This window comes from Ruminococcus sp. 8Y-12 (assembly GCF_058119865.1).
This window is the reverse complement of sequence record NZ_CM176623.1, coordinates 4,720,920-4,736,235: the sequence shown is the minus strand read 5'-3', so window position 1 is coordinate 4,736,235 and position 15,316 is coordinate 4,720,920. Positions and strand designations below refer to the sequence as shown.

Here is a 15,316-nt window from a genome sequence, read left to right as displayed (position 1 = left end):
TCCTTTTTTATACTCCTATAAGTTGATGTTGGGGTCAGAAGGTATTTTGCCTCCTGGTGCCTTTCACTAAGAATTATATTTCTTCCGGACGAAGAAAACAAGAAAAACTCTCATCTTGAATAGTATTGCCTGTTATGAAATGGTTATTTTCTTATGCTAAGATAGTCAATGTAAGAATAGATTAGCGTTTTTAGAGAGGATGAACAGATATGGGAGATTTTATTTTGGAAACAAAAAATTTGACAAAGCAGTATGGAAAGCAGCGCGCGGTTGACAATATTTCGCTTCAAATTAAAAGAAATACCATTTACGGACTTCTTGGCCCTAATGGGGCGGGCAAATCAACGACTTTAAAAATGATTGTCGGACTGCTTTATCCCACGGAAGGGCAGATCTTTTTTGACGGGAAGCCCTGGAAACGCGAATCGCTTTCAAGGATAGGCTCCCTGATTGAGGCGCCTGCTCTTTACGGGAACCTCACAGCAGAAGAAAATCTGCTGGTGCACACAAAGCTTCTAGGTATTACCAGGTCCAGGATTCCAGAGGTACTGGATATAGTCCGTTTAAAGGATACCGGGAAGAAGAAAGCTTCCCAATTTTCAATGGGTATGAAACAGAGGCTGGGGATTGCGATTGCGCTTTTAAACCATCCTAAGCTGCTGATTTTCGATGAGCCCACAAACGGCCTGGACCCGTTTGGAATACAGGAATTAAGGGACTTGATCGCTTCATTCCCCGACAGAGGAATCACCGTGATTTTGTCAAGCCATATTTTATCGGAAGTGGAACAGGTCATAGATGAAATCGGAATCATCAGCGGCGGGAGATTGCTCTTTCAGGGGGTACCCTCCCCGGAGGAGAACTTAGAGGCATTTTTTACAAGTACTATTTTGAACGGAGGCAAAAAAATATGAATGGACTGAAATCAGAACTCCTAAAATATAAAAGGACATTTACGAAAAATTTGATTGTTTTTATCCCACTCTTTTTTGTCCTGTACTCCCTGGCAATCAGACTGGCTATACCAGACTTTTCTTCGTCTTGGGAAGGTGTGACTGTCTTGGTATTTAACTGGTGGCCATTTATTTTTTTACCGCTGGGTATGGGGATTTTTTCTGTTTTGGTTGCTGCTCAGGAAAAAAAGTCAGGGGATTACCGTGCACTGCTTGCACATAATGTATCGCCGGTAACCATCTGGGTCTATAAAGTAACCGCAATGGCCATTTACAGTTTCCTTTCTGCATTGGTCTTAATTGCAGCAGTGGTGATATCAGGCTATTTGACTTCAAAGGGCAAAATGCCGGTTCGTCAGATTGTTGAGGGAAGTTTTGTGTGCTGGCTGGCTTCCCTTGCACTTATTCCCATACAACTGTGGGCTGCTACATGGAAAGGTGTCTTCCTGAGTATTGGGCTTGCGTTTGCGGGAATGATGGCAGGTGTTCTTGCAGCACCGTCGGATTTCTGGTATGCTGTTCCCTGGAGTTGGGCAACCAGACTGATGTGTCCAATTATAGGCGTGCACCCCAACGGCACTTTTCTGGGGGCGGGGAGTCCGCTTCGTGATACTTCTGTGGTACCTGTTGGGATGATTTTATCTGTCATTATGTTTTTTGCCGCCACCATCATTACAGGAGTTTGGTTTCGCAGGAGGGAAGTAAAATGAGGTTATTCTTATCAGAGTGGATGAAAACAAAACGTACGGCGGTCCGCTGGATCACCTTTTTTCTGCCCGTACTCATTGCATGTTGCGTAATTACATATATGATGTACCGGACGGACTTATCTTCTGATTTTATATACGAAGGATTTTTCACGGTCTGGACAGCAATCATTATGCCGTTAGGCGCCGGGCTGCTGTCAGGATATCTGGTACATGAAGAAGAGCTGGCCGGTTGTTTCAATGGATTGCTGAATACTCAAGTCTCCAGGACAAAACTGTACTTCGGCAAGTTTTTCCTGCTGACTTTTTGTATGGCTGCCTGTACCCTGATCTCGGCACTGGTTTTGAGCTTGGGAATGGGTTTACTGATGCCGGACAGGGGGGATAGTTCCCTCTTTTTATTGGCTTCTCTGTTTGCGATAATGGGTGTACTTCCAATATTGGCTATCCATCTATGGGCCAGCTTTCTGTGGGGGATGGGGGCGTCTATCGGAATCGGCATGTGCGGTATCTTAGTGGCAGCTCTGATCGGGGCAACCAGTCTGGGCAACAAGGTATGGATGTTTGTCCCCTGGGCATGGCCTGTCAAAATGGCGATGTTTCCAATGATATTTTCTCTTTCATCCGGGGAAATAATATGGAAAACAGCCGCACAGTTTATTACAGAAATATTTCTGAGTATCTTTACCCTCATCCTGTTTTTGACCGGAGGCATACTTTGGTTTCATAAATGGGAAGGAGGAAAGTACAGCGAATAGCGGAGGAGGTAGGAATTGAGTACCATTTTAGTGATTGACGATGAAATGGATCTGGTCTCTATACTGGAGAAAAAATTAAAATCAATGGGGCACAATGTATTGGCGGCATATGACGGGATAAAAGGCATTGAATTATCCAAAACACAGCCGGACTTAATATTGCTTGACATTATGATGCCCGGGGCCGATGGATATGAGGTGTGCCGTACCATAAGGAATGAGGTACAGTGTCCCATTATTTTCCTGAGTGCAAAGCAGTCGGAAACGGACAAAATCAAAAGCTTTACGCTGGGAGGCGATGATTATATCACAAAGCCTTTTGGGCTGAGGGAGCTGCTTGCAAGAATCGAAGCGAACCTGCGACGTGAAAAACGTTCACAGTATATCAATCTGGAGCACAAGAGAACGAAGCTGCATTTTGGAAACTTGTTATTGGATATACAGGGACGAAATGTGAAAATCGGAGAGACAGAGATTCCCCTTACCAAAATCGAATATAATATCGTAGAATTTCTTGCCCTGCACCCGGAACAGGTGTTTACGAAAGAACAAATCTATGAAAAAGTCTGGGGATATGATGGCGCGGGGGATAATACCACAGTGGTTGAACGCATCAAAAAAATCAGAGCCAAATTTACAGCGGTAAATCCCTGTGTCCAATACATTTCCACTGTCTGGGGAGTGGGATACAAATGGAAGAGAGGAGATGACTGACATGAAAAATCGTCCGCTGGCCACTCAGTTTCGTATCATGCTGACTTTGATCGTTCTATCGAGTATCCTTGCCTCGCTAATCACCTATATTGTTGTTGCTGTGTTGTTTATGCGTGCCTTGAATACGAATAAAGTGTATCCCGAAAACTATTATGAAAAGCAGATTCCCCATATTGAAAGAGCTGTCCGGGAAGCAAAGGCATCCGTTTTATCTGCCTCTTACGAGGCGGAACTTAGAAAGAGGATGCAGGGAGAAGAATTTTTTTATCAGGTTGTGGATAGCCAAAATAATATTTTATATGGCACATATAAAGACAAAATATTTGAAACCGGGGAACAGATGCTCCAGAGATTTAATACCACATTTTTAATTTCAGGGTATTACGTTTATGCAGTGCCTGTAATGGATGAGGATCAGAAAATTGCCGGTGCGGTTTCATTCATCTATAAGCTGAGTTTGTCAGCTGCAAATAGGCGAAAGACGTGGACCAGTATCGCAATTATAGCGGCACTGCTCTCGCCCTTTCTGTATTTAATCATCTTTACGGTTTTGTTTTCCAATATTTTTGCGAAAAAAATCACGTATCCGCTGAAAATCTTAGTGGATGGTTCACATCAGATCAAAAAGAAAAATCTTGATTTTGAGATTAATTACCACTCCGACAATGAACTGGGGGAACTCTGCACTGCTTTTTCGGAGATGAAGGAAGAACTTCAGAAATCACTGTCTGCACAATGGCGGTTGGAACAGGAGCGTGTTGAAATGGTGGAAGCACTGGCCCATGATTTAAAATCTCCTATTTCCATTATCAAGGTATACGCAGAAGCGCTGTCGGATGATACCCAAGTGGATGACGAACAGCGCCAATATCTCTCTGTGATAGAAGAAAATATTGAAAAAAGTGTCTCCCTGGTTCAGCAAATGCAGTATACCACGGACCTGGATAATTCCAGCGTCAGCGTAGTGCGCCAGCATGTGGATTTAAAGGGATTCCTGGGGCGGAAAGCCTGTGGATATGCATTGCAGGCAAAACAAAAGGGAATAGAGGTGACTCTCTCAGTAGCAGACAGTATACCGGTGCCGGTTCTTACGGATATTGATAAGGTGGAAAGAATACTTGACAACATTGTGGAAAATAGTCTGCAGTATACGCCGGCTGGTGGCAGGATTGACATTGCTGTAAAGTCAGATGAGAGGTATCTCTATTATTCTATTTGTGATACAGGCATGGGGTTCAGCGCAAAAGATATGGAAAAAGCATTTGAAAAGTTTTACCGGGGGGATGAGGCGCGGCAAACCAAAGGCGGACACTCCGGACTTGGCCTGCATATTGTTAAGCAGTTGGCAGAGTTGCTGGGAGGGGATGTAAAGATAAAAAATGCGGCAGGCGGAGGGGCGTGTGTCTTGTTTTATACAGCGCGCAGCGATTGAACTTGACATGGAGTTCACTCCAAGGAATATAATATCCTGGAACCATGAAAACGCACATACTGGGAAAGTGACAGTATTTAGGAGGAACGGATATGGTATATAAAAAGTTTCAGGATTTAGAATTATCTGCATTGGGATTTGGAACCATGCGCCTGCCGCTGGCGGAGAGCGGACCGGACGCCCTTATTGACGAAGAGAAGACAGCAGAGATGGTTGCCTGCGCGCTGGATAACGGAGTTAACTACTTTGACACTGCCTATGGTTATCATGACGGGCAGTCGGAGGTTGTGATCGGAAAGGTGTTGTCCAGGTATCCCAGGGACAGCTACTATCTGGCTACAAAATTTCCGGGCTATGATTTGTCAAATATGGATAAGGCCGAAGCGATCTTTGAGGAACAGCTGAAGAAATGCGGAGTGGAATATTTTGATTTTTATCTGTTCCACAACGTCTATGAGAAGAACATCGATCCTTATTTGGATGAAAAGTACGGCATTATGGACTATCTGATGAAGCAGAAAGAGGCGGGAAGAATCCGTCATCTGGGCTTCTCCGCACATGGCCGGTATGACACTATGAAACGATTCCTGGAAGCCTACGGGGAGCATATGGAATTCTGTCAGATTCAGCTGAATTACCTGGACTGGAAGCTGCAGGATGCCAGGGCAAAGGTGGATCTGCTCAATGAGTATAAAATTCCAATCTGGGTGATGGAACCATTGAGAGGGGGAAGCCTGGCATCACTTTCCAAGGAGAATGAAGAGAAATTAAAAGCTCTGCGTCCCGAAGAAGGTATACCGGCATGGGCATTTCGCTTTCTACAGGCTGTCCCCGGTGTCACAATGGTACTCTCGGGCATGTCCAACCTTGAACAGATGAAAGAGAATATAGCAACGTTTTCAGAGGAGAAGCCAGTGTACGGCAAAGAGATGGAGGCACTCATGGAAGTAACAGACAGTATGCTCGATATCCTGCCGTGTACTGCCTGCCGTTACTGTGTCACCCACTGTCCCCAGGGGCTGGATATCCCCACCCTGCTGGCTCTCTACAATGAAACCCGCTTCGCAAATGGACTGATCACCCATATGGCAGTGGATGCGCTCCAGGAAGAAAAGCGCCCCGGCGCCTGTGTGGGATGCAGAAGCTGTGAGGCAGTCTGTCCTCAGCAGCTGGGAATTGCAGATGCTATGGCAGATTTCGTGAAAAAACTGAACCAGCCTGCAGGACTGTAGAGATCCCAAACTACACATGTAACATATTGTATGTCCAAAACGACCGGGTCATTTTTGAAAAATGACCCGGTCGTTTTGGTATGTTTTGGGATCAGATGTCTGCCTCTTTCATGCTGGAGTCAGCTTTGGCGCTGGTTTCTGGTAAATAGAGGTGTACCTTGTCGATTCGGTTTTTGTCTACAGAATCCACGACCATGCGAATTCCGTTGTCATCAACGATAAATTCCCCGGCCTTTGGCAGATGGTCCAGCCGTTCGATTACATATCCACCTACGGAGTCGTAATCCTCAGAGTCCAGATCCAGCCCAAGGGCATCGTTTAAATCGTCCAGCTTCAGGGAACCTTCCACAATTACTTCCCTATCATTGAGCTGGCGGATCAGTTCCTCTTCGTCCTTGTCATACTCATCCCGGATCTCACCGACGATCTCCTCCAGAAGATCCTCCAGAGTGATTAGTCCGGCTGTGGCGCCGTATTCGTCCAGGACAATGGTAAAGTTGATGGAATCCTGGCGCATCTCCACCATAAGTTCGGAGGTCTTTTTATATTCATACGTAAAGTAAGGTTCTCTCATTATGCTGCGGACGGAAAAGTCTTCAGCAGAATTGTGAAAGAGCAGGTCTTTCACATTGATCACCCCGATCACATTGTCTGTGCTGCCCTCGTAGACGGGAAGCCGGGTGAACTTTTCCTGTTTGAAGATGTCAATGATTTTCTCATAAGTACTGTTCACATCAATAGATACCATGTCCACTCTGGGAACCATAATATCCCTGGCCTGTGAATCGCCAAAGTCAAACACGTTGTAAATCATCTGGCGTTCTTCGCTCTCAATGACTCCGTCCTCGTGACTGACATCCACTAGGGTGCGAAGCTCATGCTCTGTCATGGTGCTGAGCTTTGCGGAGGGATCTACCCTCATCGCTCTGAGCACCAGCATGGAAAGCTGGTTGATGATAAAGATAACAGGGGTGAGGACCCTCATTAAGAAGAGGATAACACCTGCGTAGGTGAGCGAGAGTTTCTCTGAGTGAATGGTAGCCAAAGTCTTGGGCGTAATCTCACCAAAAATCAGAATCAAGACTGTGAGCACACCACTGGCAATGGCTATGGCAGCATTCCCCCAGATATCTAAGGCGATGGTTGTAGTCAGAGAGGCTGCAGAAAGATTTACAATATTGTTACCAATTAGAATGGCACTTAACATTTTGCCAGAGTCCTCTGTAACTTTTAAAACCGTTTTTGCCCTTTTGCTGCCCTCCTCAGCCAAACCCATTATTTTAATTTTGTTTATTGTTGTCAGTGCTGTCTCTGCCGACGAAAAAAATGCGGACAGAAGGATCAAAATAATTAATATGCCAAACTGTATGGCGACCCCTGAATCCAAAAATACATCATCTCCTAATCAATTGGTGTGTGTCCTCCTGTATACTGAGGATATATGTGATGTTGGGGTCAAAAGGTATTTTGACCCCGGTATCCTATATATGGATGAATATACAATATTTCCTGTACAAATGCAAGAAGTCAAAAATAATGCAAATAAATCTTAACATTTCTGTAATAAATACTTGTCAGTATTTGTAGAATTGTGTTATAATAAATTCCACTTGGAGATTTTGCGTCAGCGGCAGGGAGATCGCTGCCGCATTACATAGTCAGCACCCCCCGCTGTAAGCAGCAAGGCATCAAATTTGAAGGGCCGCGGGGGTGCTGACCCTCGCGGGAATAAAGGGTTGTATAAAAAAATTAGGAGGAGACAGATTATGAGAAAGAGATCCAGGCTGTTGGCTTGTGCAATGATTGGCGCTCTTGTGTTATCCGGCATACCGAATGTACCTTCACAGGCAGTGGGGAGCGCTGCGAATACGGTATTTGCAGGAGGGAACGGCACTAGCGGGGGGAGCGGAGACAGTGCCAGTCCTTTGAGTTCACTTTACGCGGCGCAGGACATGCTGCCGGAGGGCGGTACGATTGTGGTGACCAGTACCATTTATGTGTCAGGGGAGAGAAGCTATTCCCTGAACAGCGGAATTGTTTTAAAAGCAGCGGAGGATTTAGAAGGCCCTGTGTTTGAAGTTGCGCAGGGCGGAGAGCTAACGCTTAATAATATTGTAATTGTGGGGCACAACAGTACCCTGATTTCAAACAATGGCGTTCTGAAGCTGGACAGCAGCGTGTCCCTTCAGGTGGAGGGAAGTTCCACGGGAGTGGGATGCGTCTACACAGGCGGTCAGGGTTCCACCTATCTGGATGGAAACCTGGTGGCTGGAGCTGCGGAAAAACCAAAGACAGAGAGTGAAGATTCCAACAAAGATGAGACCGGCCAGTCCGAAACCAGTCAAAGCGGTACAGGTCAGACAGAGACAGGAAAAGATGGAAACGGTCAGAGTGAAACCAGTCAAAGCGAGACCGGAAAAGACCATGACAATCCGTCCCAGACAGGTCAGAGCGAGACCGGCCAGTCCGAGACGGGAAAAGGTGAGAATGACCAGCCGCAGACAAGTCAGAGTGAGACCGGCCAGTCTGAGACGGGAAAAGGTGAGACCGGTCAGCCGCAGACAAATCAGAGCGAGACCAGCCAGCCAGAGACCGGAAAAGACGGAAACGGTCAGAGCGAGACCAGCCAGCCAGAGACCGGTAAAGATGGAGCCGGTCAGGGCCAGATGGGGCAGAATGAGACCAGCCAGCCGGAAACAGGAAAAGATGGAAATGGCCAGCCGCAGACAAATCAGAGTGAGACCAGCCAGCCGGAGACCGGAAAGGATGGAAACGGGAACTCCCAGAGCGGTGGCGGTGTCACGAAAGAGCCGGAGTCAGGAAAAGGATCGGGCAGCCAAGACGGACAAAGCGAATCCCCGTCAATGGCTGTGATGAGCCAGGAAGTCATTGCACTGGACAGGGCAGTGATTGCACTGAGCGTACACTCCAGAGATGACATAGATTCCGTTGTACAGGTTACCAAGGCTTATGAGGCGCTCAGCGAGGCAGAGAAGGCGGCAATTGCGCCTGACACAATGAAATTGCTCCAGTCAGCCCAGGAGATGGCGGCAGCGTACAATCACACACAGTTGGGAGTCACTGTGTACGGGAATCTGCCATGGTATGTGCAGTTTCGGGTTTCTCTGGTGGATGTGAGTGCGGACGAGGAGCAGGGACTCAAAGTTCTGGTCCCCTATGAATTGAAGCTGTGGAATCTTTACACCGATGAGGCCTATGCGCTTCCGGAAGGGGAAAGTGTGACAGTGACTATGCCCATTCCGGATGTGGAGATAGATGGAGAGTTTACGATCTTTCATTATAAATCAGATGGATCTGTTGAGACAATCAAGCCAGTGATCAGAGGAAACCTTATGAGCTTTGAGACAAGTTCCTTCAGTCCCTTCAGTGTGGCAGGAAGCACCGTAATCACAGGTGTGGGTGTAAGCTCGGGGGTAGGCAGTTCAGGCAGCGGTACCTCCACCGGCGGCAGTACGTCGGGGGGAAGCAGCTCAGGCAGCAGTTCAGGCAGTTCTTCAGGCAGTTCTTCAGGCAGTACGGGAAGCAGTGGACAGGGAAACAACAGTTACAGCAGTTCCGTAAGTTCGGGATCAACGGCTAATGTGGCGGTAAATACCGGAGATACCACAGAGGTATGGCCTCTAGTAGTCGCAGCTGTGGTTGCACTCCTGGTTCTTGCAGGTACAATTGTATTAAAAAAGAAACGAAAGTAACTATTTGACAGATCTGCGCATTTAGCACTGAACAGTTATATACGAATAAATAAGGCTCCCCAGTTGGGTCTGTTACAAAACAGCGGCGCTGTTTTTGCAGCAGACCTTTTCTAATGCTTTTGCAGAAGGAGGTTCTGCCGGTGGCAGATTTTCTTTATGTTGAGGTTGTATTTTGGGTGGCAGTCCAGGTGGAGAGGGGAATGATAATGAAAATAAGAGGGGCAAAACAGGCGGAACTGGAAAAGATTCTGGAAAAGTATAAGCAGGCCAGAGACTTCATGCGCGTGCATGGAAATCCGGATCAATGGGGAGACAGCTATCCCCCCAGAGAGCTGGTAGAACGCGATATACAGGAGGGAAATCTCTATGTGGGTGAACAGGATGGGGAGATCGTGTCTGTCTTTTTTTATCAGACAGGCGATGATCCCACCTATGGCAAAATCTATGGGGGCCAGTGGCTGAATTGTTCGCCTTACGGGGTGGTCCACCGCATTGTCTCTGATGGTACGGTAAAGGGAGCGGCTTCACAGTGTATTCAATGGGCCTATGAACAGTGCGGGAATCTGAAAATAGATACACACAGAGATAATCTGGTAATGCAGAAGTTGTTGGAGAAAAACGGGTTTACCCTCTGTGGAAACATTTTTGTGGAGGATGGCAGTGAACGGATTGCCTATCAGAAAAAATAAAAAAATTTCGGTATATTTCCCTATGCTTTTACATATATTTTGGTAAAGGAGGGGATTGTATGGAAAATATAGCTGCCGGAAAATCGAAACCGGCTGTAATATTGAAAGCTTTGGTTGTATCATACATAGTGACGGCTCTGCTGCTGCTGCTTTTGGCGTTGCTTTTGTTCAAGTTCGAACTGAATGAGAGTAAGGTTTCCATAGGCGTAATTGTGGTGTATCTCTTGTCCAGCTTTATCGGGGGATGGCTCGCGGGCAGGGGCGGTGGCAGCAGAAAGTTTCTGTGGGGTCTGTTGATCGGTGCAATCTATTTTGTGTTGCTTCTTTTGATTTCCATGATCGCGGGTCACGGGATCCAGACCCAGGCAGCACAGATGGTTACCACGGCTCTGCTATGCGTAGGGGGCGGGATGCTGGGCGGAATGTTGTCCTGACAAGGAATTTTCTGGATTTTTTTAAAATAATATGTTATAGTATACTCGTCTATACGTATCACGTCATTTCGACAAGAAACTCCAAAATATGAAGCGAAAAATGAAAATAGATACAGTAGAAAGGATTATAAATATATGACAAGAGAACAATATGAGGCATTATCAGTGGTAGCCTTAAAAGAGATTGCGAAGAACCGCGGAATAAGGCATATATCTGCGTTAAAGAAAAGAGAGGTAATCGAGAGAATGCTGGCTGAGGATGCCAAGGAGCAGGGAACGGCTCCTCAGACAGCAGAAACCAAGATTCCGACAGCAGAAAGTCAGGGGGGTTCAGGAAAAGAAGAACCGTCTGGTCCAGCATCCAATGAATTATCATATGTCAGGGAAGAGGCAAAAGAGGCTGCGGAGGACGCAGGGAAACAGAACGGCAGAGAGGGGATTTCCAGGCAGGAGAACAGCAGGACGGAGGGCACCAGGCAGATTGCTGCTAGAAATGGGAATTCCAGACAGGAGTTCACCAGGAATGACACTTCCAGAAACGATTTTCAGAGAACAGAGAATAACAGATACAACTTTACCAGAACGAATGATCAACATAACGGGCGCAGCAGCGACTCGGTTCAGACACCTCGCAGCGACAGCCGCAGTTCAGACGACAGGCCGTCTGCTGACCTGGCGGAACTGGACAGCGGTCAGCTGGCATCGGGAATCCTGGAGGTGCTGCCGGATGGATATGGTTTTATACGCTGTGCCAATTATCTTCCGGGTGAGAATGATGTGTACGTCTCCCCGTCCCAGATCCGGCGCTTTAATCTGAAGACCGGTGATATCATCACAGGAAATACCAGGATCAAGACCCAGCAGGAGAAGTTCAGCGCTCTGCTGTATCTAAAGACCATCAATGGGTTCCACCCCTCGGAAGCAGTGAAAAGGTATAATTTTGAGGACATGACTCCTATTTTTCCAAATGAGAGGATGCGCATGGAGCGGGATACAAGAGGGATTGCCATGCGAGTGGTGGATATGATCTCTCCCATCGGCAAGGGGCAGAGAGGAATGATCGTATCTCCTCCAAAGGCAGGAAAGACAACACTTCTAAAGGAGGTAGCCAAGTCCATACTCAGTAACAACCGGGACATGCATCTGATCATTCTTTTGATAGATGAGCGCCCGGAGGAGGTGACGGATATCAAGGAGGCCATTGTAGGCGAGAATGTGGAGGTCATCTACTCCACCTTTGACGAGCTGCCGGAACACCACAAACGCGTCTCCGAGATGGTGATTGAGAGGGCGAAACGTCTGGTGGAGCACCGTAAGGATGTGACCATTCTTCTGGACAGCATCACCCGTCTGGCCAGGGCTTACAATCTTACCGTTCCCCCCAGCGGAAGGACACTGTCCGGAGGTTTGGACCCTGCGGCTCTTCACATGCCCAAGCGTTTCTTCGGAGCGGCCAGAAATATGCGTGAAGGCGGCAGCCTGACCGTGCTGGCCACAGCGCTGGTGGACACAGGCAGCAAGATGGATGATGTGGTTTACGAGGAGTTTAAGGGAACTGGAAATATGGAGCTTGTTCTGGACCGAAAGCTCTCAGAGAGGCGCATTTTCCCAGCAATCGATATTCAAAAATCAGGAACCAGGAGAGAGGATCTTTTGCTGGATCGGGAAGAGCAGGAGGCAGTTTACATTATGCGCAAAGCTTTAAACAGCATGAAGTCCGATGAAGCAGTGGAGAATATTCTGAATATGTTTGTGCGTACCAAGAGCAACAGAGAATTTGTGCAGTTGGTGAGAAGGCAGAAATTTATCTAGAAAGCGGGGAGTGAGTATGAAAAAGTATTTAAAAAGGACAGGCTTGGCCTTTCTGGCGCTGCTGGTGTTGTGTTCTTTTAGTCTGACCGCAAAGGCAAAGTCTGGAAACTCCACTGGGAATGTCCTGTCGAACTCCTATGTGGGAAATCCCTGCCGTTCGGGCAAGTACATTTATTACAGTGTGTACAACAAGCTGTACCGTTTTGACACATCCCAACGGAAAGCGAAGCTCATCAAAAAGTTCAAGGGCTTTTCTTTAAGTGCAATTAATGTCTACAATAAAAAGATTTATCTGACAGTAAACAGTTTTCGGGGCACAGGCGGTGACATTGACCATATTTACCGGATAAATCAGAGCGGCAGCGGTGCAAGGAGGCTGGCGAAGGGGTGTAACTGTATGGTGGTGGACGGCAATATCTACTACATTCAGACAAAGTACAACCCTAGCTGGCAGAGTGACAGCACAGTTGCCATCTGCAGGATGAATCTGAACGGATCAGGGAAAAAAGTGCTGCGGAAGGTGTCAAGTGCCAGCCAGTTGTCTGTTTATAGTGGAAGGGTTTACTACTATGAAGCCGGAACCATCTATTCCATGAAAAACAATGGAAGTGATTTCAGAACAGAGGTCACTGGTTATGTGAATCCTCTGGGAGTGGAGAACGGATGGCTGTACTACAGTAAATATGTGGCAGGCGGGTCTAATATTTACAGAAAGCGTATGAGTTCCTACGGCAGCGAGTTTGTGGCAGGCGGGGTGAGCGGAGCCAGCGTCCAGGGAGCTGAATTGTACTATACGGTAAGGCTGGATCATAAAATGCCGGGAAAGTGTGCAGTATATAAGAAAAATGTAAACACAGGCAAGGTAACGAAAATTTATACCGGTAAGGGCCTGAACAAAGTGCAGGCCTGCGGCAATTGGCTGTATATTAGTAAATATCTGGGGAATAAGACAAAGAACTTCCAGGTGGTGATGATGACCACAGGAGGGAAAAAAGTAAAAGGATTGCAAAAATGTTTTGTGTCCTGAAAAACAGACTGAAATGACAATGGCTGAACCATTGATAGGAGATGATGATGTATGCTCAAAGATCAGCTAGCGGTTTACGAATTACTGCGTGACATGATAAAGGGAAAGACCGGTCACATCAGCAAGGTTACCTATACACCACAAAAACCTGCCTTCCCTATAGAGGAGAAGGAGCAGCAGCCTCTTGCGCGCAGCACGCCAGAGGAGCAGGGGGTTTCCTCCAGACACCTGGCATCCTTTATCCGGGATCTGGTGAATAAGGAGGAGACAGACATTCACGGGGTCATGGTCCTGAGAAATGGCTATGTGATCGGGGAATACGCCTTTGCGCCTTACAAGGCAGGAGTCTGGCATATTGGGCATTCCATGTGTAAAAGTATAACCGGAATGGCCATAGGCCTGCTGATCTCAGAGGGAAAGCTATCCTTAGATGACCGGATTGTGAAGATCTTTACAAAACGCAGTTTTCTGGGAAATATGCGTCAGAAGAACATTACTGTCCGTCATCTTTTGACCATGACCAGCAGAGTGACCTTCAATGAATCTGGAATTGTATCCGGGGACGACTGGGTGAAGGGCTATCTGGACTCGGGCGTAAACGGTACACCCGGGGAGAAGTTTGAGTACAACAGCATGAATTCCTATATGCTCTCCGCCATTGTTACGGAGCTCACGGGGGAAACCATGACGGACTATTTAAAGCCCAGACTGTTTGAACCCTTGGGAATCACCAGAATATTCTGGGAGTGCTGTCCAAAAGGGATCACAAAAGGCGGATGGGGCCTTTTTCTCTGCCAGGAGGACGCGGCAAAGCTGGGTCAGCTCTATCTTCAGGGAGGGAAGTGGAAGGAACAGCAGATTATCCCCGAGGATTGGGTAAAGGAATCTGTGAAAAAACAGGTGGAGACACCGGTGGAGATGGGATACTTTGGGTACGGCTACCAGATCTGGGCAGGCGGAAGAGAGGGCAGCTTTAATTTCAACGGAATGCTGGGACAGAATGTGGTGGTCTACCCGGATATGAATATGGTAATTGTAGCCAACGCGGGCAGCAATGAACTGTTCCAGAACTGTGTACTGATGAGTGTTGTGAGAAAATACTTTGAGGGAGATTATACACCTGCGGATGTACTTCCGGCGGACCCTGTGGCTGAACAGTATCTGGAAGAGACAGCCAGGAAGCTTAGACTGAGCAGGGAACTTCCCGCAGCTATCCGCAAAGGCGGGTGGAGAAGACCTGGGAGGCGGATTGCAAAACAAGATCAGAGAACACCCGAACGCACCTTTGATCAGATCAGCGGGAAAAGCTATCTGTTGAAAAGCAGGCGGGCAGGAATTTTCCCCCTGGTCATGCAGGTGTTTCACAATAATTTTACGGACGGCATAGAGAAGCTTGGATTTATCTCTGAGAGGGGTAAGCATTTCTTGATTCTCCAGGAGGGAGAGGACCTTTTGGAGATAGAGATTGGCTTTGACAAAGCAGCGTCAGGCCAGATCTGTATTCACAGGGAACCCTATCTGATCAGTACAAAAGGGGCGTTTGCCCAAAATGAGGATGGACAGTTGGTACTGAAGCTGGATATCGCATTTCTGGAGGAAGCGGTGAGGCGCAGGCTTAAAATTATTTTCAAAAGCCTGGATGAGATACAGGTGCTTTTTGATGAAACACCCGGAAAAGAGTTGATTGAGGAGGGCCTGGGGGGCATTTTACAGACAGCGTCCAAGAGTTTTCCTCTGAATAACCTCATGGACTTTGGTAACATTGATCTCCCGGAACTTCTGGTGGACCGCACCATCCGTCCCGCTGAGGAGGGGAGGAGAATCCCTTAGTACTACAGTGAACAT

13 protein-coding genes are annotated in these 15,316 nt (G+C 47.3%); 12 read left to right on the top strand and 1 reads right to left on the bottom strand.

What is annotated here, in order from left to right; genetic code table 11:
- Positions 1-209: 209 nt before the first annotated feature.
- From AC0THY_RS19215 to AC0THY_RS19190, 6 genes are all read left to right on the top strand, one after another.
- Positions 210-914: a lantibiotic protection ABC transporter ATP-binding protein gene (locus tag AC0THY_RS19215; protein ID WP_489992192.1), complete on the top strand. Its 705-nt coding sequence runs from the start codon at positions 210-212 to the stop codon at positions 912-914.
- Positions 911-1,663, top strand: coding sequence for a lantibiotic immunity ABC transporter MutE/EpiE family permease subunit (locus AC0THY_RS19210; protein WP_489992191.1), 753 nt, complete (start codon positions 911-913; stop codon positions 1,661-1,663). The genes AC0THY_RS19215 and AC0THY_RS19210 overlap by 4 nt, the downstream gene beginning before the upstream one ends.
- Positions 1,660-2,418, top strand: a complete 759-nt coding sequence (locus AC0THY_RS19205) for a lantibiotic immunity ABC transporter MutG family permease subunit (protein WP_489992190.1) — start codon at positions 1,660-1,662, stop codon at positions 2,416-2,418. The genes AC0THY_RS19210 and AC0THY_RS19205 overlap by 4 nt, the downstream gene beginning before the upstream one ends.
- Positions 2,419-2,433: 15 nt before the next feature.
- Positions 2,434-3,132 (top strand): response regulator transcription factor, encoded by a 699-nt coding sequence (locus tag AC0THY_RS19200; protein ID WP_489992189.1) that lies wholly within the window; start codon positions 2,434-2,436, stop codon positions 3,130-3,132.
- Position 3,133: 1 nt separating this feature from the next.
- Positions 3,134-4,564, top strand: a complete 1,431-nt coding sequence (locus AC0THY_RS19195) for a HAMP domain-containing sensor histidine kinase (RefSeq protein WP_489992188.1) — start codon at positions 3,134-3,136, stop codon at positions 4,562-4,564.
- 92 nt (positions 4,565-4,656) lie between these two features.
- On the top strand, positions 4,657-5,796 hold the full coding sequence (locus tag AC0THY_RS19190; RefSeq protein ID WP_489992187.1) for an aldo/keto reductase: 1,140 nt from the start codon (positions 4,657-4,659) through the stop codon (positions 5,794-5,796).
- Positions 5,797-5,887: 91 nt separating this feature from the next.
- Here the strand turns inward: AC0THY_RS19190 and AC0THY_RS19185 are convergent, their stop codons facing one another.
- Positions 5,888-7,183: an HlyC/CorC family transporter gene (locus AC0THY_RS19185; RefSeq protein WP_489992186.1), complete on the bottom strand. Its 1,296-nt coding sequence runs from the start codon at positions 7,181-7,183 to the stop codon at positions 5,888-5,890.
- A 379-nt stretch (positions 7,184-7,562) separates the two neighbouring features.
- On the opposite strand from AC0THY_RS19185, the gene AC0THY_RS19180 reads away from it, so the two are divergent.
- The 6 genes from AC0THY_RS19180 (at position 7,563) to AC0THY_RS19155 (ending at position 15,301) form a co-directional block, all read left to right on the top strand.
- Positions 7,563-9,509, top strand: a complete 1,947-nt coding sequence (locus AC0THY_RS19180) for an LPXTG cell wall anchor domain-containing protein (protein WP_489992185.1) — start codon at positions 7,563-7,565, stop codon at positions 9,507-9,509.
- Between the two features lie 140 nt (positions 9,510-9,649).
- Positions 9,650-10,198 carry a GNAT family N-acetyltransferase gene (locus tag AC0THY_RS19175; RefSeq protein WP_489992184.1) on the top strand — a complete coding sequence of 183 codons (549 nt, stop codon included), beginning with the start codon at positions 9,650-9,652 and terminating at the stop codon, positions 10,196-10,198.
- Positions 10,199-10,257: 59 nt separating this feature from the next.
- The gene (locus AC0THY_RS19170; RefSeq protein WP_489992183.1) at positions 10,258-10,632 is read left to right on the top strand and encodes a TIGR04086 family membrane protein; all 375 of its coding nucleotides are present in this window, start codon (positions 10,258-10,260) and stop codon (positions 10,630-10,632) included.
- Between the two features lie 135 nt (positions 10,633-10,767).
- A complete protein-coding gene (rho, locus tag AC0THY_RS19165; protein WP_489992182.1) occupies positions 10,768-12,444 on the top strand; it encodes a transcription termination factor Rho in 1,677 nt (558 codons plus the stop codon).
- 16 nt (positions 12,445-12,460) lie between these two features.
- Positions 12,461-13,471, top strand: a complete 1,011-nt coding sequence (locus AC0THY_RS19160; protein ID WP_489992181.1) for a DUF5050 domain-containing protein — start codon at positions 12,461-12,463, stop codon at positions 13,469-13,471.
- Positions 13,472-13,522: 51 nt separating this feature from the next.
- The gene (locus AC0THY_RS19155; RefSeq protein ID WP_489992180.1) at positions 13,523-15,301 is read left to right on the top strand and encodes a serine hydrolase domain-containing protein; all 1,779 of its coding nucleotides are present in this window, start codon (positions 13,523-13,525) and stop codon (positions 15,299-15,301) included.
- Positions 15,302-15,316: the final 15 nt, after the last annotated feature.

Excerpts from the sequence above, each read along its gene's own strand:
- AC0THY_RS19210 (WP_489992191.1), top strand. The coding sequence starts at position 911 with ATGAATGGACTGAAATCAGAACTCCTAAAATATAAAAGGACATTTACG.
- AC0THY_RS19180 (WP_489992185.1), top strand. The coding sequence starts at position 7,563 with ATGAGAAAGAGATCCAGGCTGTTGGCTTGTGCAATGATTGGCGCTCTT.
- AC0THY_RS19170 (WP_489992183.1), top strand. The coding sequence starts at position 10,258 with ATGGAAAATATAGCTGCCGGAAAATCGAAACCGGCTGTAATATTGAAA.
- AC0THY_RS19160 (WP_489992181.1), top strand. The coding sequence starts at position 12,461 with ATGAAAAAGTATTTAAAAAGGACAGGCTTGGCCTTTCTGGCGCTGCTG.
- AC0THY_RS19155 (WP_489992180.1), top strand. The coding sequence starts at position 13,523 with ATGCTCAAAGATCAGCTAGCGGTTTACGAATTACTGCGTGACATGATA.
- AC0THY_RS19190 (WP_489992187.1), top strand. The coding sequence starts at position 4,657 with ATGGTATATAAAAAGTTTCAGGATTTAGAATTATCTGCATTGGGATTT.
- AC0THY_RS19195 (WP_489992188.1), top strand. The coding sequence starts at position 3,134 with ATGAAAAATCGTCCGCTGGCCACTCAGTTTCGTATCATGCTGACTTTG.
- rho (WP_489992182.1), top strand. The coding sequence starts at position 10,768 with ATGACAAGAGAACAATATGAGGCATTATCAGTGGTAGCCTTAAAAGAG.
- AC0THY_RS19215 (WP_489992192.1), top strand. The coding sequence starts at position 210 with ATGGGAGATTTTATTTTGGAAACAAAAAATTTGACAAAGCAGTATGGA.
- AC0THY_RS19205 (WP_489992190.1), top strand. The coding sequence starts at position 1,660 with ATGAGGTTATTCTTATCAGAGTGGATGAAAACAAAACGTACGGCGGTC.